Origin of the sequence: Companilactobacillus metriopterae (genome assembly GCF_004117915.1) — a bacterium.
In the GTDB taxonomy this organism is placed as follows: domain Bacteria; phylum Bacillota; class Bacilli; order Lactobacillales; family Lactobacillaceae; genus Companilactobacillus; species Companilactobacillus metriopterae.
Genome location: NZ_RSTD01000003.1, coordinates 23,525 through 47,937 on the forward strand (window position 1 = coordinate 23,525; position 24,413 = coordinate 47,937).

General features: G+C 31.9%; 21 protein-coding genes. 18 read left to right on the plus strand and 3 right to left on the minus strand.

The annotated features are described in order from the left end of the window. Positions 1–157: 157 nt before the first annotated feature. Positions 158–1,456 (minus strand): chromosomal replication initiator protein DnaA, encoded by a 1,299-nt coding sequence (gene dnaA / locus EKN01_RS06560; protein WP_241685270.1) that lies wholly within the window; start codon positions 1,454–1,456, stop codon positions 158–160. 555 nt (positions 1,457–2,011) lie between these two features. Between dnaA and rpmH the strand changes: the two genes are divergently transcribed. The 18 genes from rpmH to EKN01_RS06650 all read left to right on the plus strand — a co-directional run bounded on the left by rpmH (position 2,012) and on the right by EKN01_RS06650 (position 23,199). Then, positions 2,012–2,152 carry a 50S ribosomal protein L34 gene (gene rpmH, locus EKN01_RS06565; protein ID WP_057887251.1) on the plus strand — a complete coding sequence of 47 codons (141 nt, stop codon included), beginning with the start codon at positions 2,012–2,014 and terminating at the stop codon, positions 2,150–2,152. 69 nt (positions 2,153–2,221) lie between these two features. Beyond that, complete coding sequence (gene rnpA, locus EKN01_RS06570; protein WP_099974101.1) at positions 2,222–2,575, plus strand: ribonuclease P protein component; 354 nt, start codon at positions 2,222–2,224, stop codon at positions 2,573–2,575. A 20-nt stretch (positions 2,576–2,595) separates the two neighbouring features. After that, on the plus strand, positions 2,596–3,432 hold the full coding sequence (gene yidC / locus EKN01_RS06575) for a membrane protein insertase YidC (RefSeq protein ID WP_241685265.1): 837 nt from the start codon (positions 2,596–2,598) through the stop codon (positions 3,430–3,432). Positions 3,433–3,609: 177 nt separating this feature from the next. Further along, positions 3,610–3,879 (plus strand): hypothetical protein, encoded by a 270-nt coding sequence (locus EKN01_RS06580; RefSeq protein ID WP_129045496.1) that lies wholly within the window; start codon positions 3,610–3,612, stop codon positions 3,877–3,879. A gap of 165 nt (positions 3,880–4,044) precedes the next feature. Continuing rightward, entirely contained in the window at positions 4,045–4,581 is a 537-nt protein-coding gene (locus EKN01_RS06585; protein ID WP_129045497.1) for a phenolic acid decarboxylase, read from the plus strand. 62 nt (positions 4,582–4,643) lie between these two features. Continuing rightward, positions 4,644–5,177: a PadR family transcriptional regulator gene (locus EKN01_RS06590; RefSeq protein WP_129045498.1), complete on the plus strand. Its 534-nt coding sequence runs from the start codon at positions 4,644–4,646 to the stop codon at positions 5,175–5,177. A gap of 129 nt (positions 5,178–5,306) precedes the next feature. Continuing rightward, the gene (gene mnmE / locus EKN01_RS06595; RefSeq protein WP_129045499.1) at positions 5,307–6,695 is read left to right on the plus strand and encodes a tRNA uridine-5-carboxymethylaminomethyl(34) synthesis GTPase MnmE; all 1,389 of its coding nucleotides are present in this window, start codon (positions 5,307–5,309) and stop codon (positions 6,693–6,695) included. A 13-nt stretch (positions 6,696–6,708) separates the two neighbouring features. After that, positions 6,709–8,613 carry a tRNA uridine-5-carboxymethylaminomethyl(34) synthesis enzyme MnmG gene (mnmG, locus tag EKN01_RS06600; protein WP_164966379.1) on the plus strand — a complete coding sequence of 635 codons (1,905 nt, stop codon included), beginning with the start codon at positions 6,709–6,711 and terminating at the stop codon, positions 8,611–8,613. Positions 8,614–9,080: 467 nt separating this feature from the next. Continuing rightward, entirely contained in the window at positions 9,081–10,871 is a 1,791-nt protein-coding gene (locus tag EKN01_RS06605; protein WP_164966380.1) for a glycerophosphoryl diester phosphodiesterase membrane domain-containing protein, read from the plus strand. A 742-nt stretch (positions 10,872–11,613) separates the two neighbouring features. Then, on the plus strand, positions 11,614–13,365 hold the full coding sequence (locus EKN01_RS06610) for a DUF2207 domain-containing protein (RefSeq protein ID WP_129045501.1): 1,752 nt from the start codon (positions 11,614–11,616) through the stop codon (positions 13,363–13,365). A 23-nt stretch (positions 13,366–13,388) separates the two neighbouring features. Next, the gene (locus EKN01_RS06615; RefSeq protein WP_129045502.1) at positions 13,389–15,131 is read left to right on the plus strand and encodes a DUF2207 domain-containing protein; all 1,743 of its coding nucleotides are present in this window, start codon (positions 13,389–13,391) and stop codon (positions 15,129–15,131) included. 159 nt (positions 15,132–15,290) lie between these two features. Continuing rightward, positions 15,291–15,986, plus strand: a complete 696-nt coding sequence (locus EKN01_RS06620; RefSeq protein ID WP_099974090.1) for a hypothetical protein — start codon at positions 15,291–15,293, stop codon at positions 15,984–15,986. 12 nt (positions 15,987–15,998) lie between these two features. After that, positions 15,999–17,195, plus strand: a complete 1,197-nt coding sequence (locus EKN01_RS06625; RefSeq protein ID WP_129045503.1) for a hypothetical protein — start codon at positions 15,999–16,001, stop codon at positions 17,193–17,195. Then, positions 17,192–17,908, plus strand: coding sequence for an NEAT domain-containing protein (locus EKN01_RS06630; protein WP_129045504.1), 717 nt, complete (start codon positions 17,192–17,194; stop codon positions 17,906–17,908). The genes EKN01_RS06625 and EKN01_RS06630 overlap by 4 nt, the downstream gene beginning before the upstream one ends. Further along, on the plus strand, positions 17,883–18,779 hold the full coding sequence (locus tag EKN01_RS06635; protein WP_129045505.1) for an ABC transporter substrate-binding protein: 897 nt from the start codon (positions 17,883–17,885) through the stop codon (positions 18,777–18,779). The genes EKN01_RS06630 and EKN01_RS06635 overlap by 26 nt, the downstream gene beginning before the upstream one ends. Then, on the plus strand, positions 18,769–19,728 hold the full coding sequence (locus EKN01_RS06640) for an iron chelate uptake ABC transporter family permease subunit (protein WP_129045506.1): 960 nt from the start codon (positions 18,769–18,771) through the stop codon (positions 19,726–19,728). Before EKN01_RS06635 ends, EKN01_RS06640 begins: the two co-directional genes overlap by 11 nt. Then, positions 19,709–20,431, plus strand: a complete 723-nt coding sequence (locus EKN01_RS06645) for an ABC transporter ATP-binding protein (protein WP_129045508.1) — start codon at positions 19,709–19,711, stop codon at positions 20,429–20,431. Before EKN01_RS06640 ends, EKN01_RS06645 begins: the two co-directional genes overlap by 20 nt. An 86-nt stretch (positions 20,432–20,517) precedes the next feature. Next, positions 20,518–23,199: a glycoside hydrolase family 3 protein gene (locus EKN01_RS06650; protein WP_129045509.1), complete on the plus strand. Its 2,682-nt coding sequence runs from the start codon at positions 20,518–20,520 to the stop codon at positions 23,197–23,199. Between the two features lie 41 nt (positions 23,200–23,240). Here EKN01_RS06650 and EKN01_RS06655 read toward each other — a convergent pair whose 3' ends face one another. Both EKN01_RS06655 and EKN01_RS06660 read right to left on the minus strand, forming a co-directional pair. After that, positions 23,241–24,056 carry an SPFH domain-containing protein gene (locus tag EKN01_RS06655; protein WP_099974083.1) on the minus strand — a complete coding sequence of 272 codons (816 nt, stop codon included), beginning with the start codon at positions 24,054–24,056 and terminating at the stop codon, positions 23,241–23,243. Then, positions 24,056–24,349 (minus strand): toxin-antitoxin system HicB family antitoxin, encoded by a 294-nt coding sequence (locus tag EKN01_RS06660; RefSeq protein WP_129045511.1) that lies wholly within the window; start codon positions 24,347–24,349, stop codon positions 24,056–24,058. The genes EKN01_RS06655 and EKN01_RS06660 overlap by 1 nt, the downstream gene beginning before the upstream one ends. Positions 24,350–24,413 lie beyond the last annotated feature (64 nt).

Sequence of the window (24,413 nt, forward strand, 5' to 3'; positions counted from 1 at the left end):
TCCCTTTTTTAATTAATTAATATATATAGATAGTAATAGTAGTAGGTCCTGTTAATTGCGTGCATAAACTAGTGTAACACTACAGAGCCAAGTCTGACAGCTGTGAATAACTTCTGTGGATAAATGTTGATAAATTGGATAGTTTTCCACATGTGAATTACTTCAGATCTTCTTTCAATTCCTCAACAGCGAGTTTAATTTGACTGTCTGAGTCAATAAGTTCATTAATTTTTTCGCATGAATGCATTACTGTAGTGTGATCCTTGTTTCCAAATTCACGTCCTATTTGTGGTAATGATTTACCAGTCAATTCTCTAGAAAGGTACATGGCAATTTGTCTAGGTACAACAATAGTTTTGACACGTTTTTTACCTTTCATATCATTGACTGTAATATTGAAGTATTTTGCAACGCTGGTTTGAATTTTAGCAATTGAAGCACCTTGTTTTTCTTTGTTGAGCTTCAATACTTTTAAAGCATCGGCAGCGATACTGGTTGAAATATCTTCATTTTTCATAGTAGAAAATGCTTGAACACGGACAAGAGCGCCTTCAAGTTCACGAACGTTTGAATCTACTTGCTCAGCAATATATGAAAGTGTTTCGGTTGGTATTTCAAGATTTTCGGCATTAGCTTTATTTCTAAGAATAGCAATTCTTGTTTCCAAGTCAGGTGCTGTGATATCAACAGATAGTCCCCATTTGAAACGAGAAACCAGACGTTCTTGTAACTTAGGTATTTCATTTGGTAAACGATCTGAAGTCATGACTATTTGTTTTTCTTTAGTATGTAATTCGTTGAAAGTATGGAAAAACTCTTCTTGAGTACCCTCTTTTTCAGCAAAAAATTGAATATCATCTACTAAAAGTAAGTCTACATTGCGATATTCTTGTCGAAAATCATCTTGTGTTCTATTTTGAATAGAATTAATGAAGTCGTTAGCGAATGTCTCACTGGTTACGTACTTAACTATCGCAGTTGGATCATTTTCTAGCATTTGGTGTCCAATGGCTTGCATCAAGTGAGTCTTACCTAATCCCACTCCCCCATATATAAATAGTGGATTATAGATACGACCTGGTTCTTCTGCAACAGCAAGGGCTGCAGCGTGAGCCATTTGGTTACCTCCACCAGTTATGAAAGCTTCAAAAGTATATTTTGAATTCAAATCAGAACTATGGAAGACTTGTCTCTCTTCTCTATTTTTTACTGGTTTTTCTGTTCCAGTAGAGTTGTTTTGTGAATTTGATGTTTCATTAAACTCATCTTCTGTTTTAATGACAGGATTTAATTCCTGACCATTAAAGTCAAATGAGTAAAGTGCGATATCTTTTGAATAGTTACGATTCCAGTAATCCTTATGAAGATCAGATGGAACAGAGATATAGATATCATTACCTTCAAGATTTACAGGTTTAGCACTTTCAATCCATGTTGTATAACTAACTGGTGTCATATTAGATTTTAGTTTTTCAGTAAAGAAATTCCAAAACTCTGTTAATTTAACTGCAGTTTCATTGTTTAAGTCCTGCACAATAATTCTCCCCCCTATATAAATTTTAGTGACCTACTTAACGAAAAATAACAAAGATAAGTTTATCATTTGAAAAAAAAGTTTTCCACAGAACATATGTTTTATTTAAAAAAAAATAACAACTTGTTAATACAAATCCAAAAAAATTGTGTAAATTAAGAGAAATTATTAGTTATTCACAATTGTTTCCACAAGCTGTTGATAAAACTAGCCCCTTTTTAACAGTCTTTTGCTGAAAAATAGAAAAAAGATAACAAACCTGTGGAAAAGTAAGTAACAAATAAGTATTTTCCGCAAAAAGTTGTTCAAAGAAATGTTCATAACCTTTTTTATACAATCTATTAACATTAAGTTCACAGGGGTGATTGTTAATAACTTATTAAAAACCAGTAAAATAATGGTTTTCATTCTAATAAAAACATGATATATTTATAGAGCAATTGTCTGAAGAGTTAATTTTATTCAGGAGGTCTACTGATGACTACAAAAAGAACATTTCAACCTAAGAAACGTCATCGTGAACGTGTACATGGTTTTATGAAACGCATGAGCACAAGTAATGGTCGCAAAGTTCTTGCAAGACGTAGAAGAAAAGGTAGAAAAGTATTATCAGCATAATTTTGAGGGGTCACTGACTAGTTAGTGACCCTTTTTTATTTCAACAAATAAAATGGTGGCTTAATTAAGATGAGAAAAAGCTTTCGTATAAAAAAAGAATCGGAATTTCAAAATGTTTATTCAAACGGTGAATCATGTGCCAACCGTAACTTTGTTCTTTATCAAATTCATAATGAAGGACAAAAACATTTTAGAGTAGGTATCTCTGTAGGGAAAAAGATCTCTTTAAGAGCCGTAGGTCGCAATAGAATCAAAAGATATATTCGCCAATCATTATTAGAATTGAAACCAGAGATTCCTAATGATACGGACTTTTTAATTATTGCACGTAAGGGTGCTTTCTACTTGGATATGGCCGAAACGAAAAAAAATATAGTACATTTACTAAAATTAGGTAAAATGATAGAAGATACAGATAAATAATTTAATTAAAGGGTGTAGACGTGAATAAGAAGAATTATAAAAAATATGTCGGAATATTTATGCTACTTGGTTTGGTTCTGATATTAACAGGTTGTTCTAACCTAAATGAACCGATAACTAGTCAAAGTAGTGGTTTCTGGGATCACATTGTCTTGTACAATTTCTCAAGATTTATCCTATGGTTATCTTCATTAGTAGGGAACCAATATGGTTGGGGTATTATCTTCTTTACAATTATCATTCGTATGATCTTGTTACCACTTAACTGGTTCCAAATCAGAAGTATGAATAAACAAATGAAGGTTCAACCAGAAATTCAATCACTTCAAAAGAAGTATTCAGCTAAAGATCAAGAAACACAACAAAAACTTCGTGAAGAAACACAAAAATTATATTCAGAAGCAGGGGTTAATCCTGTCGCAGGTTGTTTACCGCTATTAATTCAACTGCCAGTTATGTTTGCTTTGTATCAAGCAATTTATAAAACAGCTGAACTACGTAATGGTAGTTTCCTATGGATGCAATTAGGAAAGCCAGATCCATACTACATAATGGCTGTTTTAGCAGCATTATTTACTTTCTTAAGTACATACATGTCAAGTTACTCACAACCAACACAGAATTCAACAACTAAGATAATGGCCTATGTAATGCCAATCTTTATCTTTATCCCAGCTCTTACATTCCCATCAGCTATTACACTATATTGGGTAATTTCTAACTTCTTCCAAGTTATTCAGACATTGGTTTTCCAAAATCCATTCAAATATCGTCGTGAACAACGTGAAAAAGAAGAACGTGAAAAAGAACGTCAACGTCAAATAAGAAAAGCCAAAAAACGCGCACATAAAAAATAAAAAGCCGAATTCATCTTTGATATAGATGGATTCAGCTTTTTTATTTAGTATTTATCAAAAAATGATTATAAATTTATTAATAATTGTTTTAATTGCTACCTTGTGAATTTTTCTGAAAATACTGTGCTATACTTTCAATTATTTCAAAAAATTCGTCTGAAGGTATTATATAAGCATATGAGTAAAAAATATCGCATTATAGGATTGATCATTTTCATAGGTCTAGAATTCGTAATTATAAAACCAGTATGGGAGATGTTGCGTGATCATTTTGGTATGAGGGCACAATTACCAAATATTTTAACTGTCATCTTCGCAGGTATCTTGGGTTGGATATATTACTTAATAATTTTGAAATTTCAATTGAAAAAAAGAAATATAACTTTAACTAAATACTTGATGCAGAGACGAAAAATAGCTCTTAAAAGAAAAAATCATGATCTATAACCAGGAAGGGATGAGTAATCATCCTTTTTATTTTGTCTTGACTTTATGTCGATATAGACATAATATTATCTATGTTGATATAGACATAATATTATCTATGTTGATATAGACATAATATTATCTATGTTGATAACGATATAAAAATGAAAGAAGGATATATATACTATGACAAAACAATTTAAAACTTTAGAAGACTTTTTAGGAACTCACTTTATCTATACATATGACAACGGTTGGGAGTATGAATGGTACGCAAAAAATGATCATACTGTAGATTACCGTATTCATGGCGGAATGGTCGCAGGACGCTGGGTGACTGATCAAGAAGCCAACATTGTTATGCTCACAGAAGGTATATACAAAATTTCATGGACTGAACCTACAGGTACAGATGTTGCGTTAGATTTCTTACCAAATGAAAATAAGCTTCATGGAACAATTTTCTTCCCTAAGTGGGTTGAAGAACATCCTGAAATAACTGTAACTTACCAAAATGATCATATTGATTTGATGGAAGAATCTCGTGAAAAATATGAGACTTACCCTAAATTAGTTGTTCCAGAATTTGCAAACATTACCTATATGGGGGATGCTGGCCAAAATAACGAAGATGTTATCAGCCAAGAACCTTATGAGGGCATGCCTGATGATATTCGTGAAGGCAAGTACTTCGATGAGAACTACAAACGTATTAACAAATAAAAATGAATTATGTTAGAGTTAACTTTAATAGTTAACTCTTTTTTTGAAGCGAGGGAATATTTTTGCCAAAGAAACGTATCTTACCGTTTGTAATACTAGGATTAATTAACAATGAAGAACAGTTGACGGGATATCAGATAAGCCAGGAGTTTAAAAACGAAATAGGTGAATTTTGGTATGCTTCTCATAGTCAAATTTATCCAGAATTACAACGTATGTTAGATGATAATTGGATAACTTCTATTGATGACAAAAATGATTCTAGAAGGACTTTTTATAAAATAACATCTGATGGTGAGAGCAACCTCTTAAATTGGCTTAAAGAGCCTGTAAATGATCAGAATGATGAACTGACACCGTTAAAGATGTTTTTTATCAAGGATGGTAAAAGTCCAATCCTTAAATCATTAATTGAGCAGGATTTGGAAGTTCACCAGAAAAAATTAGATCACTTGCAAGAAAGATTAAAATCAATCTTTTCAGATGATCAAATGATTAGCGATAACTATGGTCACTATTTAGTTTTAACAAGAGCGATTGAACGTGAAGCGAATCATTTGAAGTGGAATAAAACAAATTTAAAAAAGTTTAGCTAGTTGACAAAGAAACTAAATCCCGTTAATATATCAAAGAATTAAATATACTGAAAAGTAGTCAAAGTGCTTTTCCACCTACAATAGTCGCGGGTGGATTATGCACTTTTTTTGTGCCTTAAAGGAGGAAATATGCCTACAGTTACTGAGTACGATACAATTACAGCTATCTCTACACCACCTGGTGAAGGGGCAATATCGGTCGTTAGATTGTCTGGGGACCAATCCATTGAAATAGCCAGCAAATTATTCAAGGGTTCAGATTTAAATAAAGTAGCATCACATACAATCAACTATGGTCACTTATACGATCCTGAAAATGGATCATTGATTGATGAGGTTATGGTATCAGTAATGCGTGCGCCCAAAACGTTCACACGAGAAGATATTGTTGAAATCAATACTCATGGTGGAATTGTTGCTACTAACAAAGTTTTACAAACTTTAATTGGATCAGGTGCCAGAATGGCTGAGCCAGGTGAGTTTACTAAACGTGCATTTTTAAATGGTCGAATAGATTTAACTCAAGCTGAATCAGTGATGGACCTGATACGTGCTAAGACAGACAAAGCTATGCAAGTAGCTGTTAATCAATTAGATGGAAATTTAAATCATTTGATTTCCAATTTACGACAAGAAATCCTTGATACACTAGCACAAGTAGAAGTTAATATTGATTATCCTGAGTACGATACTGAGCAAATGACTACAGATTTACTACTTGAAAAGGCCAAATTAGTCAGTCAAAGTATCGACAGTCTTTTGAAAACAGCAACCAGTGGACAAATCCTGCAACATGGTTTGGCTACAGCTATTGTTGGAAAGCCAAATGTTGGTAAATCAAGTTTATTGAATCGTTTGTTGGATGAAGATAAAGCTATCGTTACTGATGTTGCGGGTACAACTAGAGATATCGTTGAACAATACATCAATATCGATGGTGTACCTTTGAAATTGATTGATACAGCAGGTGTTCGTGAAACAGATGATGTTGTTGAAAAAATTGGTGTTGAGAGATCTAGACAAGCGCTCAAAGATGCTGATTTGGTAATAGTTGTTTTGGATTCTAGTCGTGATTTAGAAGAAGAAGATCGAGAATTATTAGAAGCAACTAGCGATAAAAAACGTATTATTATCTTCAATAAGGATGATCTAGTTCATAAGATATCGCCAAAAAATGTTGACCAATTGAAAGAAGATGACATAGTTCTAGTAACTTCAGCTATCAAAAATGACGGAATTGAAACAATCAAGTCAACAATTAGTGATATTTTCAATGAAGGTATCGAAGATAACAATAGTTCAAACGTTATTATTACTAATGCTCGTCAAGCTGGTCTTTTGCTTCAAGCTAAAGATAGTTTAAATGAAGTAATCAATGGTATCGAAATGGATATGCCAATAGATTTGGTTCAAATAGATATGACAACTTGTTGGGAGACACTGGGAGAAATTATCGGTGAAAGCTATCCAGATGAGTTGATAACACAGTTATTCTCACAATTTTGTTTAGGAAAATAATAGGTGGATTTTAATGGAAATAAAAGAATATGAAGCAGGCAGTTTTGATGTAGTAGTAGTAGGGGCCGGTCATGCCGGTTCTGAAGCAGCATTGGCCGCAGCTAGAATGGGCAAGAAAACACTTCTAGTGACAATTAATCTTGATATGGTAGCTTTCATGCCATGTAATCCTTCAGTAGGTGGTCCTGCTAAGGGAATCGTTGTAAGAGAAATTGATGCTTTAGGTGGACAAATGGCAAAAAATATCGATGCTACCTATGTCCAAATGCGTATGCTAAATACTGGTAAAGGCCCTGCGGTTAGAGCTTTGAGAGCTCAAGCAGACAAGAATATGTATCACGAAGTTATGAAAGATACATTGGAAAATGAAGACAATCTTACACTTCGTCAAGGAGTTGTTGAAAGATTAGTTGTTGAAGATGGTGTTTGCCAAGGAGTAGTTACAAGTACAGGTGCTATTTATCATGCAAAATCAGTCGTACTAACAGCGGGAACTAGCTCACGTGGGAAAATTATTATTGGTGAATTGATGTATTCTTCAGGTCCAAATAATTCACTACCATCAATTAAATTATCAGAAGATCTAGAAAAACAAGGATTCAAATTAACTAGATTCAAAACAGGTACACCTCCTCGTGTGAACAAAAATACTATCGATTTTTCTAAAACTGAGGAACAACCAGGTGATGAGGTAGCAAATCACTTCTCATTTGAAACACCTGATGAAAAATACTTAGATTTGAAGGATCAATTGTCTTGTTGGATGACTTATACCAACTCACAAACACATGCAGTGATCAATGCCAACCTTGACCGTGCACCGATGTATTCAGGTGTAATCGAGGGAGTAGGTCCTAGATACTGCCCATCAATCGAGGATAAAGTTGTTCGCTTTGCTGATAAACCAAGACATCAAATATTCTTGGAACCAGAAGGTCGCAATACTCAAGAATATTATGTTGGAGATTTTTCAACATCAATGCCTGAAGAAATTCAATTAGAGATGATTCACTCAATGGCAGGATTAGAAAACGCCAAGTTAATGCGTGCTGGATATGCAATTGAGTACGATGTTGTTGAGCCATGGCAATTGAAACCAAATTTGGAAACAAAGGTAGTAGAAAATCTCTTTACAGCTGGTCAAATGAACGGAACTTCTGGATATGAAGAAGCTGCTGGTCAAGGACTTATGGCTGGAATTAATGCAGCATTAAAAGTTGATGGAAAAGATCCATTCATCTTACGTCGTGATGAAGCATATATTGGAGTTTTAATCGATGATCTTGTTACTAAGGGTACAAATGAACCTTATAGATTGCTAACAAGTAGAGCCGAATATCGTCTAATTCTTCGCCATGATAATGCGGATCTAAGATTAACTGATAAGGGTTACGACCTAGGCTTAATCAATGAAGAGAGATATGCTTCATTTAATGAAAAAAGAGCTGCAATTGAAGCAGAATTAGATAGATTGGGTCGTAAGATGATAACACCTAATCAGGCAGACCCATTCTTACAAAAATTAGGGATGAAACCACTTAAAGATGGTATCTTAGCTGATCATTTCTTAAGACGTCCTGAGGTTCACTATGATGATGTTATTAGTATCATGGGTGAAGAAGTAACAGCAGATCGTCGAGTTAAGGAACAGGTTGAAATTGCTGTTAAATATTATGGTTATATTAAAAAAGAAGAAATTAAAATTGATCGTCTAAAACGTATGGAAGAAAAGAAAATTCCTGAACGTTTGGACTATACAAAAGTGAGTGGTTTAGCTACCGAAGCTGTACAAAAGCTATCTAAAATTAATCCACAAACTCTAGCTCAAGCTAGTCGTATAAGTGGGGTAAATCCTGCTGATATCGGAATTTTGAGTATTTACATTCAACAAGGTAGAATTGCCAAAGTTGCAGAATAAAATAAAAAACAGCTATAGAACATTGTTCTATAGCTGTTTTTCTATTGTAAGTGTTTCATGTGGAACAAATAAAATGTTTCATAATAAATAAAAAAGCACGCTACCAAAGGTAGTATGCTTTTCCGACTGGTACTTATTACATCGTTCGATCCAGAGGGGCTTGATACTTAAATCAATCTGCTCTACTAGTATGTAAAAGGCCATGTATAATTCAGTGACTATTAGTATATACACGATATGACTAATTCAGTCCTTTTGTTAAATGTACCAGCCAAGGAGGTTAACTCCATTTGAGTTAGGAGCTATCTCCTTTATGGTTATAGTTATATCATGCTCCGGAGAACATTGCAAGCGATTACATGACATTTTATAAATTTTTACAATAAATAAAAATTTTGGATATATTATTATTTATGACTAGCTCTATATTAGAATAGAAGTAATTGCTTTAGAAATAGGTGGGAAATTTGAAAGTTTTTATTAGAGATTTGAGATCTTTTTTTGGAAATACGTTTAGGTATGCTAAGAATATTGTTTTAGTAAATATTTTGATATTCCTGGTCATTATACCAATGTTGGCTAGCTCAATAGAATGGACATTTAAACATGAGGGAATAGTTGATTTCTTTTCTCTATTCTTATCATTTTCAGTTCATCCATTTTACAGCATTTTGATAATAGTCCTCATGCTCCTCATGTTGTTCATGATTATTTATGAGTTTATCTTTTTATTTTTAGGAGTATTTTTACTTCAAAAAAATTATCAATTACCTGAGACTTATCTGCTAAAGAGGACATTTACAGAAACTAGAAGAATATCATTTAGTTCATTATTATTTTTAATTTTCTACTTTATATTGATTATGCCCTTTAGTTTGATTGGCTACAAAACTGATTTATTATCAAAGGTTCAGATTCCTGTATTTATACTTGATTATATATTTAGTAATAAATACATACTTGTTCCAGTGATAATCTTAGTTTATCTAGTATTAATTTATATCGGATATCGTCTAATATTCACTGTTCCCTTAATGATCATCAAGAAAATGAAATTAAGGGATGCTATAAAGACAAGTAAATACTTAACTAAAAAATGGGCTAAAAAGATTTTAAGTTATTTCATCGGATTTAATATAGTTATTTATCTAATGACAGCTATCTTGTATTTCATAATAATATTAATCCAAGGGTATGTTGATAAGAACTTTTCGTCTGCTTCTTTACCTGTATCTATGGTCTCATTATTAGTTATCCAGGCAATAAAATATATTTTCACGATGATATCCTCACTTGTTTTCTTCTATATTATTTCGGTTGTTCTGTATGAGTTTGAACCAAGTATTGTTGAAGAGAGATATCAGTTGATTCTTAAAAAGACAAAAAGATCAGGTATATCAAAGTTTGTTTTTTATACGTTAGCAACGGTACTTTCATTGGTACTGCTAACAGGAACAGTTACCTATGATTACATGTATCTTTCAGGGCAGATAGTAACGAATCCAGAAATTATTTCACATCGTGGAGTAAATGGAAACAATGCTGTTCAAAATTCTATTAATGCTCTGAATGATACAAGTACCAAAGTAAAACCAGATTATGTCGAAATGGATATTCAAGAAACTAAAGATAAGAAATTTGTAGTAATGCATGATAATAATTTGAAGGCTTTGACTGGTGTTAACACAACTACTCACCAATTAACGTTGAAGCAATTACAAAAATTAACTGTCACAGAGAATGGAAAAAGTTCTAAGGTGATAAGTTTTGATGATTATTTAGCCGCGGCCAATAAGGACAATCAAAAACTTCTGATAGAAATAAAACCTAACAAAGCTGATTCTAAGGATATGATTAGTATTTTTATCAAGAAGTATAGTAAGGGGCTCTTAAAAAGAGGAGATATTATACATTCACTATCTATCGATATAGTTGATGAACTGAAGACACGCGATCCTAAACTAACAGTTGGTTACATCATGCCGTTTAATATCGTTGGTCCACCAAAAACAAAAGCGGATTTCTTCACGGTTGAGTACACTACATTGACTTCTGATTTTGTTACGCAAGCTCATGATCAAAAGAAGAAAGTCTATGCATGGACAGTAAATGATGAAGATGTCCTTACTCGTACTATGTTTTATGAAGTGGATGGGGTTATAACTGATTCACCAGAAGAAATTGGAAAAGCAGCAAAGGAAACAGTAAAAACAAATGACTACGTAGTCAAATTAGTAAACTATATGGTTATCGAATAGTTTAGAAGCATACCTTTCGGTATGCTTTTTTATTTTCATTAATTCATCAAATAATGTTCACATTAATTTAAGTTTAGCTTAATTTGCTCAAAGCATAATGATGACATACTAAAGAAAAGGAGGACATCAGATGATTATTTTAAACTCAATTCACGGAGTAGTAACAGCTGGAGCACAAACAACAGCTAATGATCTAAATGCAGTTTCTCATCTAATAAGTAATGTTTTCCGTTAGCATAGAATATTTATAAAATACAATTTAAATAAAAGAGGTAACTAATATGCAAAATTTTAATCAATTTCCACAATTTGGACCACAACTACCAATCCCAGAATTACCATTAGATCCAAACCAAAAGCCTGAACATAGATAATAGGAGTATTACCAAATGATTATTTTTAATAAAATCATTTAATTTCTATTTATTAACTTTGAACAACACCATTTAAGCTTAGCTTAAGTTAAAACGCAGATAATGTGATTATTCTAAAAGATAGGAGATAATAATGATTATTTTAAACTCAATCAAAGGCGGAGTTTCTGCTGGAGCCCACACATTCTCAAATGATCTAAATGCCTTGGGCAACTTTATTGGACAAGTATTTAGTTTCTAAAAAAATTCATGTATATTCCCCCTGAATCCAGACAAAATCTGGGTTCTTTTTTTTTATAAAAAAAATTGTGACAAATATAATAAAAAAATATAAGATTAGGACATCAAGTTAATGGGGGTTAACGGGGATGAAATATACAATTTATTTGAGTATGACTTTTTTCTCTTTTTTGATGGCTTTAGTAATGTTTCAAGATAACGTATATGCACGATCTTACTCAGTAACTAATTATGATGAAGTTGTTGAAGTTAAGGATAATGGGGGTGCAGACGTTACTCAAAAGATTACCTATGATTTTAAAGGTAAATATAAAGGTGTCGAATTTGTACAAGATATCAGGGGAACTGGTGGCGGAACTTTGCCTAAAGTAACTTATTTTCCTGAAAATAAGAATTTGAAAATTAATTCAATTGGCTCTAGTGAAGAGCTTTTTGCTACTGCAGAAGGCAATTTATCTAATGAGAAAGTAACTTTTGTCTACAAATACAGTTTGTCCGATTTAGTAACCAATTATAAAGATACTGCTCAAATAAATTGGAATGTTATTGGCAGTGAGTGGACCGCTGATTTGTATAACGTAAATATAGTTTTTAAATTACCTAAGAGAAATATAAGCGGTTTGAAAGCTTGGACTCAGACTACTGGTAACGTTGAAAGAATCGTTGATAAAGAATCCGGTACAGTCACTTTCAAGATGGCAAAAAATAAATATAAGACTGCACTATCTGCTGATATAATTTTCCCTCCAGAGGTAACTAACAATAATCTTAATGTAGTTAATAAAAATCAGCGAAATAACATAATTTCTTCTGAGAATAACTACGTTAAAGAGCAAAAAGAAAATCAAAAAACAAAACAAATGATTGCTACTACAATTTCAGAAATATTGGCAATTGCTGCATTGTTGATATATTTATTTCTTCGTTATAGATATAAGAAGATTGAAGTTAAAAAGAGTATCATATACAATTCTATAAACCATTTAGGGGATGTTCCTGACGTTTCTCCAAGTGTTGCTCAGGTCATTCTATACAATGAAAGACCTGATGAAAATGCTTTTACAGGGGATGTTCTAAAAGAATTAGCTGATCAAAATATTGAGCTAGTTGAGGACGATAAGAATTTTACTATTAACAGTCTGCAAGTTTCTGATAATTATCTGTTGAATTATTTAATTAATAAGATTGGAAATGGTCAATCTGTAAGTAACAAGGATATTGAAAAATATTCAAAATGGGATAACTTTGGAAGACTTGAGGAAGCCTATAGGAATTGGCAAAGATACATTATGGAAGAAGGCAGAACTTACTTTAACAAAGCCAGTGAAAGAATAGTTACAGGATCATCAATGAAACAGTACTTGATAGCTTTATTATTGATAATAATAAACGCAACTATGCTAATAGGAATTGGATGGCAAAGAAATATCAGTTTGCCTATCCTGGTAGCTACTGTCGTATTCATGTTGTTTGTAGTAATAGATATAAAAATCAGACGTAAAAAGGTAACCATTTATAACGACAGAGGTAGTGTATTAAATAATGATTTTGAACAACTTGAAAAAATGTTTAAGAATATCGATAAAACTAATTTGAAAGATATCGGTGATATAGATTATTGGGCACAGATTGTTCCATATGCGACAGCATTTGGATTATCAAGACCTGTTATTGATGCAGTTAAGAAGACATTCCCAGATGCAGATATCGCAGAAAGTAATCTAAATTCGATCTTTAATTTTAGTAACGGATACTTCGCAGGAATATTTGCCGGTATATTTATCAGCGGAATAATTCTTGGAGGAGGAAACAGCAACCTATTCACCACAGGGGGAACAGATGGTTCATCTGGTGGATTTGGCGGTGGTGGCGCATTTTAAAAATAGAGGGGGAATTTTTGTTAATGAAATATTTAAAAAATATTATTTTTGCAGTAGCAATATTTATAGCTTCATTGGCTCTTTTTAAGACGAATGTATCTGCAGATAGTTACTCAATATCTAACTTTAATGTAATTGTGAATATCGATGAATATGGTAATGCTGATGTTAATCAAAAGATAACCTATGACTTCGATGGTGATTATCATGGAGTTGACTTTGTTCAAGATCTTCATGGTACTGGTGGAGCTAAACCAATAAATGTTACTACAGATGATTCTCGAAAAATTAAAGTTAAATATACTAATAATAAAAATGAACTAAAAATAAAAACCTATACAGATATTTCTAATGAGAAAATACAATTTAATTATCATTATAAAATTTACGGAGTAGTTACAAACTATAAAGATACAGCAAGAATAAATTGGAAAGTCATTGGTAAGAATTGGGATGTTGATTTAGAAAATGTTAAAGTGACATTTAATTTGCCTAAAAAGAATGTTAATGACCTAAGAGCTTGGGTACATGCGTCTGAGAACGGAAATAAGATTGTTGATACAAAGAATGGTAATGTGACACTAGATATGGATAATAATCCTTCAAATAGCTTTGTAGAGACAGATATGATATTTCCGACATCAGTAACACCTAAGAATGAAAAAAATGTTGATAAGAAAATGAAATCTGAAATTATCTCAGAAGAAAAGAATATTTCTGAAGAGAACGAGATAGTATCACATCATAAAAAAGTAATACTATTTTCAGTTGCTCTAGCTTTAATATTTATCTCATTAATAATTTATATACTAATACTCATAAACTATAGAAAAATTAAAAATGATCCCAATAACACATTAACACCAGTAAATCATTGGTTTGAAGTTCCTGAAGTATCACCAAGCGTTGCTCAAATGATTATAGAAAATAAGAAACCGGATGAAAATGGTTTTGTTGGTGATTTATTAGTCGATGCAAACAGAAAAAATATAAAAATTACTGAAAATGAAAAAGACTTTAATGTTAGACGTTTAGCCAAAATAGATAATAATCTATTAGGTTTCTTATTTGATTCAGTTGGAGACGGTGATTCGTTTGATATTAGTGACATTAAAAAATATACAAAAAAAGATAATTCTCAAAAATTAAATAAAAGTTATAAAAATTGGCAAAATGAAATTTTTAAGGAATATCCAAAGTATTTTAATGTTAAACATGCGAAAATAGCACGTTGGTCTTTAATAGGACAAATAGTAATAGGTGTCTTGCTATTAATTATTAATTTTATAATTCCATTAACTTTTAGTGGAATACAAGTAATTATATTTCGAGTAATATCAGTTTTATTTATGATATCAGTAGTTTTAAATTTACATATAAAACGTAGAAATGTATCTATATATAGTGATGAGGGCGTACACATAGTTACAGAATTACGAGGATTTAGAAATATGCTTGAAGATATAGATGATATAAAAATGGCAGAAGTAGGAGATATTATTTTATGGGAGCAAATACTACCATATGCTGCAGCTTTTGGAGTTTCTAAGAAAGTTATAAAAGCATTGAAATTAAACTTTGAATTATCTGATATATCTGAAAGTGACTTATATCCTATATATGGATATAACAATATTTACTTTGTAGGAAGCTTCTCTAAGAGCTTTAGTAGTGGTGTAACAACCAGCTCTTCAGGTGGTTCAGGTGGTTTTTCAGGAGGGAACTCTGGCGGATTCGGTGGCGGTTCCGGAGGAGGAGCTTTCTGATATTTATAATTTTAAAAAAGAACCTAACTTATAGTTAGGTTCTTTTTTATGTAAATGCATACAATGTTGGTTGACGAAATGCCTATACTGGGATAATCTAGAATTACATTTATCGATAATGGAAATGTGATAAATATAAATTAAATGGGGGATTATTTTATGAAAACAAGTAAAATTAAGTATCTTTGTGTTGCCTTACTAATTACAGGTGCAGTCGCAAGTACTTCAGGAATTATCACTAATGAAGGAAGTTCAGTGCGAGTAGCTCAAGCCGCTACTAATACATATACTTCAAATGTTGATTTATATTACAAGGGTCAAGCCTACACAAAGCGTGCATTATTCACAAATCCAGCTACCGTTGATTACAGCTCAACAGATTTAGCAAATGTAACTTTAACTTTGAGTAGTCTAGCTAAAACTAGTTTGGCAAGTATCGATATAAACGGATCAAAATATTATCCAAATAATGGCAAACTTGTTTTACCTTTGAAGACTGATGGATCATTTTCAGATGTGACAGTCAATATATCAGTTGTTGGATTGATTAATGAATCTCAACCAATGCAACTAAGAATAGCATCACCTAAGACAGAAACAACAACAGGTGGAAACACATCTAATGGCTCTGCTTTTGATAAAGAATTTGGATATAGTTACGATCCTATTAATCAATCAGTAACAACTAATAGTCAGATCGCTACTTTGTATGACGATAGTTACAATGTTGTTAAAAACCGTCTTCTTGCCGGAAATTCATCATGGTATACAGATAGAACTAGAACTGATTCTACTGGTACAAGATATTATCGCGTAGCAACTCATGAATGGGTTAAAGCTAGTTCATTAATTTAAGGGGAAGTATTGATGAAAATGAATAGAATAAAATATACTGGTCTTACATTATTGTCTTTAGGTATTGTTGGATTTAGTACAGCAGTTGTTGATGATGTAATAAATATTCAACAAGTTCAAGCAGCTTCAACAAATGATTATCAATCAAATGTTGATGTTTACTATAACGGTCAACCTTATATAAAACGACCATTATTTGATGGAATGGCTGATATAAAGACTTTTAATGATCAAACTACCGCTACAATTCCTTTGAGTGATATTGCTAAAAAGAGCTTGTCATCTATTGTTATAAATGGAAAAACATATCAAGCTACATCAGATGGAAAGATTACCTTACCAATAAATTCTGATGGTAGTTTTAGTGATATGACAGTCAATATTAGTGTTCCTGGTTTGGTTAACGAATCACAAAATATGCAATTAAGAATTGCAAAAACAAATTCTTCTGTACAATCTTCTAATAACGTAACAAGTACAACTAACGTTGAAGCTAAGGCAGAAACTAAGACTGAAAGTTCAGTCACTGATCAACCGATAAATGTAGGAGATTACAGTTATCAAGTATTGAAAGAAGATTCAAATGATGGTATTTCAACTGCTAATCAATTCTTTACTCAAAAAGCTACAGTAAAGCAGGCACAAAATGGTGAATACATTGTAGGTCTTGAAATGAAAACACCAGTTAGTTATGGTCCAAATACTACTCAAATTTTATCAATCAATAACAGTCAGATAGATAAAGACGATATTACTACATATCAAAGTGGTGATTACTACTATATGGCTTTTGACTTTACTGTAAAAAGTTTGGATGAGCTTAATAACTTAGTTCCTGCCAAAATTAAAGTAGATATAGATAGCTATTCATATCATGAAACTTACAATATTAACTTTAAATTTAGTAAGTCAGATGGTGACAACAATACGCAAGTAGAATTACCAATTGTATCTGGTTTATCAAATGATAAATCAAATGGTGGTTCAGGAACTGCTCCTTCTCTACCTAGTTTTACAGGGGTAAGTTCATCACCAATGATGCCATCATTGTCAGGAAACTCAGGTAGTTCGTTACCTTCATATAGTGGAATGCTACCTCAAACAAGCAGTAAAGCTTTGCCTCAATATATTTCATACGCGGGATTTATATTACTTTCAATAGCTATGTTTAATATTGCACGTACAAAGTTTTCTGAGGACTTGCTATGAAGAAAATAGTTTCTCTAGTTTTTATAACGCTTGCTACAATTTTAGGTATTACTTTAACAAGTAATATTCAAGATGTTAAAGCTGATGCTGTTAACTATACAGTTGTCCAACCAAGTGGCGCTACAAGTTATGCCGATGCTTATTTTTCTAAACCTGCGACAGTAAATGTCGTAAATAATTCTTATCAAGTGTCTTACACAGTTAAGACTGATAAAAAATTAGGTTCTTGGCCTGTTAGAATTTTATCTATGAATGTTCAAACAACAGGTATTAAAAATAGTGAGGATGCAAATTTTTACTATACAACAATTACTTTTACTTCTAATCAATTAAGTAATATTACAGGTACAATGAAAGTTGATATTGACAGTATTGATTATCATCATACATATCCATTTGGCTTAATGTTCAGTAACTATCCTAAATTGAACAATTCAAATAATTCACAGCAATCAGCTGCTGCACAACCAGAAAATTCAAATGCTGAAAGCAATGCGAATAATTCTGAAAAGAAATCTGACAAAGATAAAAAGCCAAAAAAGAAAACTGACAAAAAGAAATCACCAAAATCAAACAATAAAAGTGATAAAAAGAAATCAACCAAAAAAGACGAAAATGATAAGACTAACATTCCTCAAATATCTGCCGCTGTGGCAGTTGGTGCATTAGCACTCGGTGGAGGATTCTTTGCAAAAAAGAAAAAGTTATTCTAAGACAATAATTTTCGTCTTTTTTCTTTGGTTGATAGGATTAGGTTCAATTTTTTCTTTAAATGTATTATCAAAAAGTACAGATAATAATAAGAATGACAATGATCCAGTCGTTACAACATATGCATTAGTTCAAATGGCAGACACCCTTCATATAAACTTAAAAGGAATACCAACAACAAGTTATAGCATTCCCAAAAGATATAACGGTGTTACAAAAGTTGGAAGTCCAATGTCTCCAAATATGGAGAAAATAAAGAAGCTAAATGCTAATCAGGTCTATGCTGTAACTACTCTTAAGGATACTTTGAATGAAGGATTTAAAAGTAACGGCATAAATGTTACATATGTTGATTTACAAAATATTGATAGCTTAAAAAGTTCTCTGAATTCAATGGCAAAAAAATATGGTAAACAAAAATATGCTGACGATTATAATGCCAAGCTAGATAGAAGCGTCAATAAAATAAAACAAGATATTAAAAATAACAAACCAAAAAAAGTGTTAATTCTTTTTGGAATGCCTGGAGGAAGTTATCTGCAGGCGACTAGTAATTCATATATAGGATCACTAGTAAGTACTACAAATAATAAAGTAATCGAATCAGATACTAGTGGTGAGTATGTTTCAGTTAATATGGAAGAGGTTCAAAAAGCTAAACCTGATATTGTTATATGTTTAGCTCATGCTATGCCTGATGTAGTAAAGAAAGACTTTCAAACGGAATTTTCCAGTAATCAAGTTTGGCAGCAGATGCCCGCTTTTAAAAATGGAAAAGTATTTTATTTGAAAGAACCGTTATACTCTTCAACCGCTAATATGAATGTTATTCGTGCTTTAAATGGGATAAATAAAATTGTCAATGGAAAGTAAAACAAGACTCAATAAATTTCTAATATTTAATGCTGTCCTATTGTTGATATTGCTCTACTTGAATATCAGCTTTGGTGATAGTAGTGTTATAAATCCTTTTAATGTAAAAGGTACAAATGCAGCTGTGTTACAGTTGAGATTGTCCAGAACAGTAGTAGCAATGTTTACTGGTGCATTAATATCAATTTCAGGACTGTATTTACAATTGATATTTAGAAACAATCTAGTTGATCCTGGTTTAGTTGGATTGACATCCAGTGCTAATTTTTTTAAAAATTTATTAGTAATTTTTCTGCCAATATTTCTAGGTTCAAAAATTATATATGGTGCTGTTGGATCATTATTATTAATTGGAATCTTAGTTTGGATAAAGGCAAAAGATGTCAGCCCTACAAAATTTGTTTTGTTTGGTGTTTGTCTAAGTGTTTTCTTTACATGCTTAAATCAGATACTGAATTATATAACGCATAACCAAGAATCTTCAATTTTTGCTGGATTTAATCTAATTAGTCCAAATCAAGCATACCTAATGATTATTTTAGGATGTATATTACTGACTTTATTGATTTTGTTTGATAAATATATTCCATATTACTCTTTTAATGACAACAAAATTATTGAGTTAGGAATAGACATTCGAAAGATAAATATTTATATATTATTAATAATCAGTATCGTTATATCAACTGTGGTTGGAATAGTCGGTGAATTCTTATTCTTAGGAATTGTTATTCCTAATATTGTTAAACAAATTGATGGTATAAAAACTAATCGATACTTTATCGATACAATTTTACTCGGTTCAAATCTGATGATTCTTTCTGACTTTTTGGGAAGAAATCTATTCTATCCGGTTGAAATACCTGCGGCTTTAATTTGTAATATAATCTGTGCACCAATATTATTTTATTTTGTAATTAGGGGGAGCAATGGAAGCGAAGAATATTAGTTATTCATATGATGAAAAAACAGTTATTGATAATCTTTCAATAGAACTCCCTAATAAAGGAATTACTTCAATTATTGGTCCAAATGGTAGCGGTAAAAGTACTTTATTGAAGATACTTACAGGACAAATTAAAGATTACGAAGGAAACGTATTTTATAACGATAACAACTTGAGAGAAATCTCAATTAAAAATCGATCAAGTATAGTTGCCTATTTTAATCAACGAGAGAAAATCTATGGATCAATAAGTGTCCGCTCTATTTTAGATTTGAGTAATCATCATGAACTTGATTATTCAGAGTATTTAGAATATCTTAATTTAACTGATAAATTGGATATTCCTTTCAATTCTTTGTCTGGTGGTCAACAGCAAGTATTACTTATTATAGCGGTCTTAATTGAGTCAACAGAATATGTATATCTTGATGAACCATTTAATAATCTTGATCCTAAGTATAAAAAACAAGTTGTTAAATTGATAAAAGATGCAAAAAATAAGCAATCTTTTTTTATTGTGGATCATGATTTAGATACTCTTGCACAGTTATCTGATTATGTAATTTTGTACAACAATGGATCAATAATTAAGCAGGGAATAACAAAGGATATTATTCAAAAAGATTCACTAGAAAACACTTTTGAAACAGAATTCAATTTTAATCTTGATAATGAAGGTAATTCTAGAATTTTTCAAACCTTTTAAGAAGTACATATTTATGTACTTTTTATTTTGATTAATATTGTAATCGTTTTTATAAATGTTAAAATAATCACGTATAAAAAAGGGGTGTGAAGATTATCAAAAAATATCGAAAATATTTATACTTGTTTGCAGCATCATCAATAATTATTGGTGGATCTGTATTATTTTTAAGTAAGTCAAATAAGGTTTCAGCGGCAACTGTAGATCCCACAGAGACAACAGATGAGCAGAATAATGCTGATCTTTCACAACAGGCAGCAGCTGATTCTATGGTTCTACTACAAAACAAAAACAACGCTTTACCAGTATCAACTGACGATACAGTTGCATTGTATGGTGGTGGGGCTTATGGAACGATAAAAGGTGGAACTGGATCGGGAGATAGTAATCCTAGAGATACGGTTAACGTCTGGGATGGATTAAATGATAGTGGTTATAAAATAACATCAGACGAATATTTAAATGATACTAAGAGTGATTATGATCAAAAGAAACAAGATTATGACAATGAAGGCAATTCTTTATTATCGACCTTCAAATATGATGATAAAGCTATCACTCAAGAAGAATTTGATTCTGCTCCCGCAGATGTCGGTATCTATGTACTTCAACGTAATTCTGGAGAAGGAGCTGATCGTACAGATACAAAAGGTGACTATCTGTTAACAGACAATGAATATCAAAATATCAAAAAAATGTCTAAAACTTATGAAAAAAGCATAGTTTTACTTAATATTGGTGCTCCTATTGATACAAAATGGATTGATGAAATGCCAGACTTAGATGCAGTTTTACTCATGTCACAAGCAGGACAAAGAGGGGGTAATGCTGTTGCCGATATTATAAGTGGTAAAGTAACTCCATCAGGTAAACTAACTGATACATGGGCATATAATTACTCTGATTATCCATCTTCAGATACTTTTAGTAAAAATGATAACAATTCAGAACTTGAAAATTACAATGAAGGTATCTACGTAGGTTATCGTTATTTTGATACCTATAATGTGACTCCTCATTACGAATTTGGTTATGGTGAGTCATACACAAACTTCAATATTGAACCATTAAGTACAATGCTAAGTGACAACAAAATTACTACACAAGTAAAAGTTACAAATACAGGCGACAAGTATTCTGGAAAAGAAGTTGTCCAAGTTTATTACTCAGCACAAGATGGAACTGTTGATAAAGCTTATCAAAATTTGGTTGCTTACGCTAAAACAAAGAATTTAGCACCAGGAGAAAGTCAAAATTTAGTAATTACTTTTGATGCTTCAAATATGGCTAGTTATGATATTGAAAAAGCTGCCTATGTTATGGACGCTGGAGACTATACATTACTAATAGGTGACAGCTCAAGAAATACTAAGGTTTCAGCAGTTTTAAACTTACCGGAAACTGTTATAACAGAACAATTATCTAATAAGGTAATGCCTGCTAATGATCCAACTGAATTGCACGCACAACCTTCAAATTCAAACTTATCAAAGAATATGGATAAGTCAGGTGCGGTTAAGCTTAATTTAGATCCTAATTCATTGAATTTGGTTAATGGAGATAATGCATCAAAATACGATTCAAATTCAACTACAACCTTAATAACGGATGATTCACAAGTAGCAAATTTGCCCGATAATGGTATGAATCAGAATATCGAAAATGTTGGATACGTGGCATCTTCTTATACATTGAAAGATGTCTACGATCATAAGATAACTATGGATCAGTTTGTGGCTAGTTTATCAGCAAAACAATTGAGTTTGATAGTAAATGGAAGCATGACCTTTAAAGGCACTAATTTTAATGACATTATGTCAGAATTAACAGAAAATCCTTCTATAGTTGGTAATGCCTCAACTCAAGTTAAGGGTGCTGCAGGACAAACAACTGATACATTAGTAAATAAGGGTGTTCCAATTACAGTCAATGCAGATGGACCAGCTGGTTTGCGTCTAACAAATGAGTATACTGATATGGGAAAAACATATTATCAATATGCTACTGCATGGCCAATAGGTACTTTGTTAGCTCAATCATGGGATAAAGATATGATTGAAAAAATTGGTCGTCAAACTGGTCAAGAAATGATTAAATTTGGTGTTGATACTTGGTTAGCACCAGGAATGAATATCCATCGTAATCCTTTAAATGGACGTAATTTTGAATATTATTCAGAAGATCCGTTAGTTTCTGGAGTATCAGCAACTGCCATGACTAGAGGAGTACAGTCTAACCCTGGTGTTGGAACAACCATAAAACACTTTGTTGCCAATAATCAAGAAGAAGACCGTATGACAAGTGATTCAGTAATTGGTGAACAAGCACTTAGAGAAATTTATCTAAAAGGCTTCGAGATTGCTGTTAAGGATTCACAACCAGAATTTATAATGTCATCTTATAACAAGGTAAATGGTGTATATAATTCAACAAATTATGAATTATTAACAGATATTTTACGTGGTGAATGGGGTTATAAAGGATCTGTAATGACTGATTGGTTTAGTGTTGGAGGATTAGAAACTCCAGCCGAATCAATACATGCCGGAAATGATTTAATCATGCCTGGTGGTACAGTGAGCCATATTCAAGAAAATGTTTCAAAAACTGGTGAAAATGGCAACAAGTTAATGCTAGGTGACTTGCAATTATCTGCCAAGAGAATTTTGACATATATTATGAATACAAATTCCTTTGCTAAGGCAAATAAGGTAACAGTTGATAGTTATACACCAGCTGATGTAAGTGATGTTTTCACAGTTAAATAAACAAAAAAGTATACCCTGTAGGTATACTTTTTTTGTTTATATTATTTTTTTGTTCCTAGAAGTTTACCGGCAACAGGTAATTTACCAAGTTCAGTAATTTCATCAGATGGTATTACGATTGTATTTGATTCTGATTTAGCTAAATCAGAGAATGCTGTAATGGATTGATTTTTAAAGTACTTATCGTCAGCGTTTGATAGTCCAGTTTGGATAGTATCAATACGATACTTTTCAGCATCAGCTCTAGTTTTTGTAGCATTTGCTTCGGCTTCAGCCGTAGCAACAAGAGCATCATTTTTAGCTTTAGTTGTTAGTTCGATTGATTTAGCCTCACCTTCAGCTTTGGCAATGGAAGCAACTCTTTCACGATCAGCTGTAAGTTGCTTGTCCATCGCTGCTTGAATAGAAGTAGAAGGTGTTAATTCATCAATGTTTATACGATCAACATTGATACCGTATGTATTTGTTAAATCACCGATAGCTAATGCCAACTCTTGGTTAATTTTAGCAGTTGAACCTAAAGCTTCGTTCAAATCCATACGTCCAATAATATCACGTAGATGACCACGAACTAGCTGTGACATAGATTCTACTGAATCTGTATTTTCATATGTATATTTAACAGAATTAGTAACATGGTAGTTTAATGTCAAACTAGCACGTACGTCGGCATTATCCTTTGTAATAATTGAGTAGTTAGGTAAAGATAGTGGTGACATAGCAAGACTGACCTTACGAACTCTTTGAACAAAAGGGATGTAGAAATGTAAGCCAGATTCAACACTTCTACGATATTTACCTAGTGTTTCAATTAAACCTTGATTATTTTGACGAACAATTGTTATTCCAAATGCCATTATTTTTCCCCATTTCGACCTATAATTATAATATTTCCAGTGGCGTTTTTAATTATGTAAGTTTCTTTTTTATCTATTTTAGCTAGATTTTCATCTAACTTATATCTATAGAAAATTCCATGAATTAATACTAGATCATCTTTTTCAAAAATATTTTTTCCATCAATTTCTTGACCTACAACATTTCTAATTTCAAAATTGGATTCAGCATTAGAGATGCTATTATCAAGAGCATTAATCACTATATCTTCAATAGAAAGATTATCTTTCTTTGCTTGATTTTTTAATCTCAAAAAAAGATCATCCGATAATTTTAATTCCAAACTATGCAAAATAAGTCACCCCTTTCTTATTATT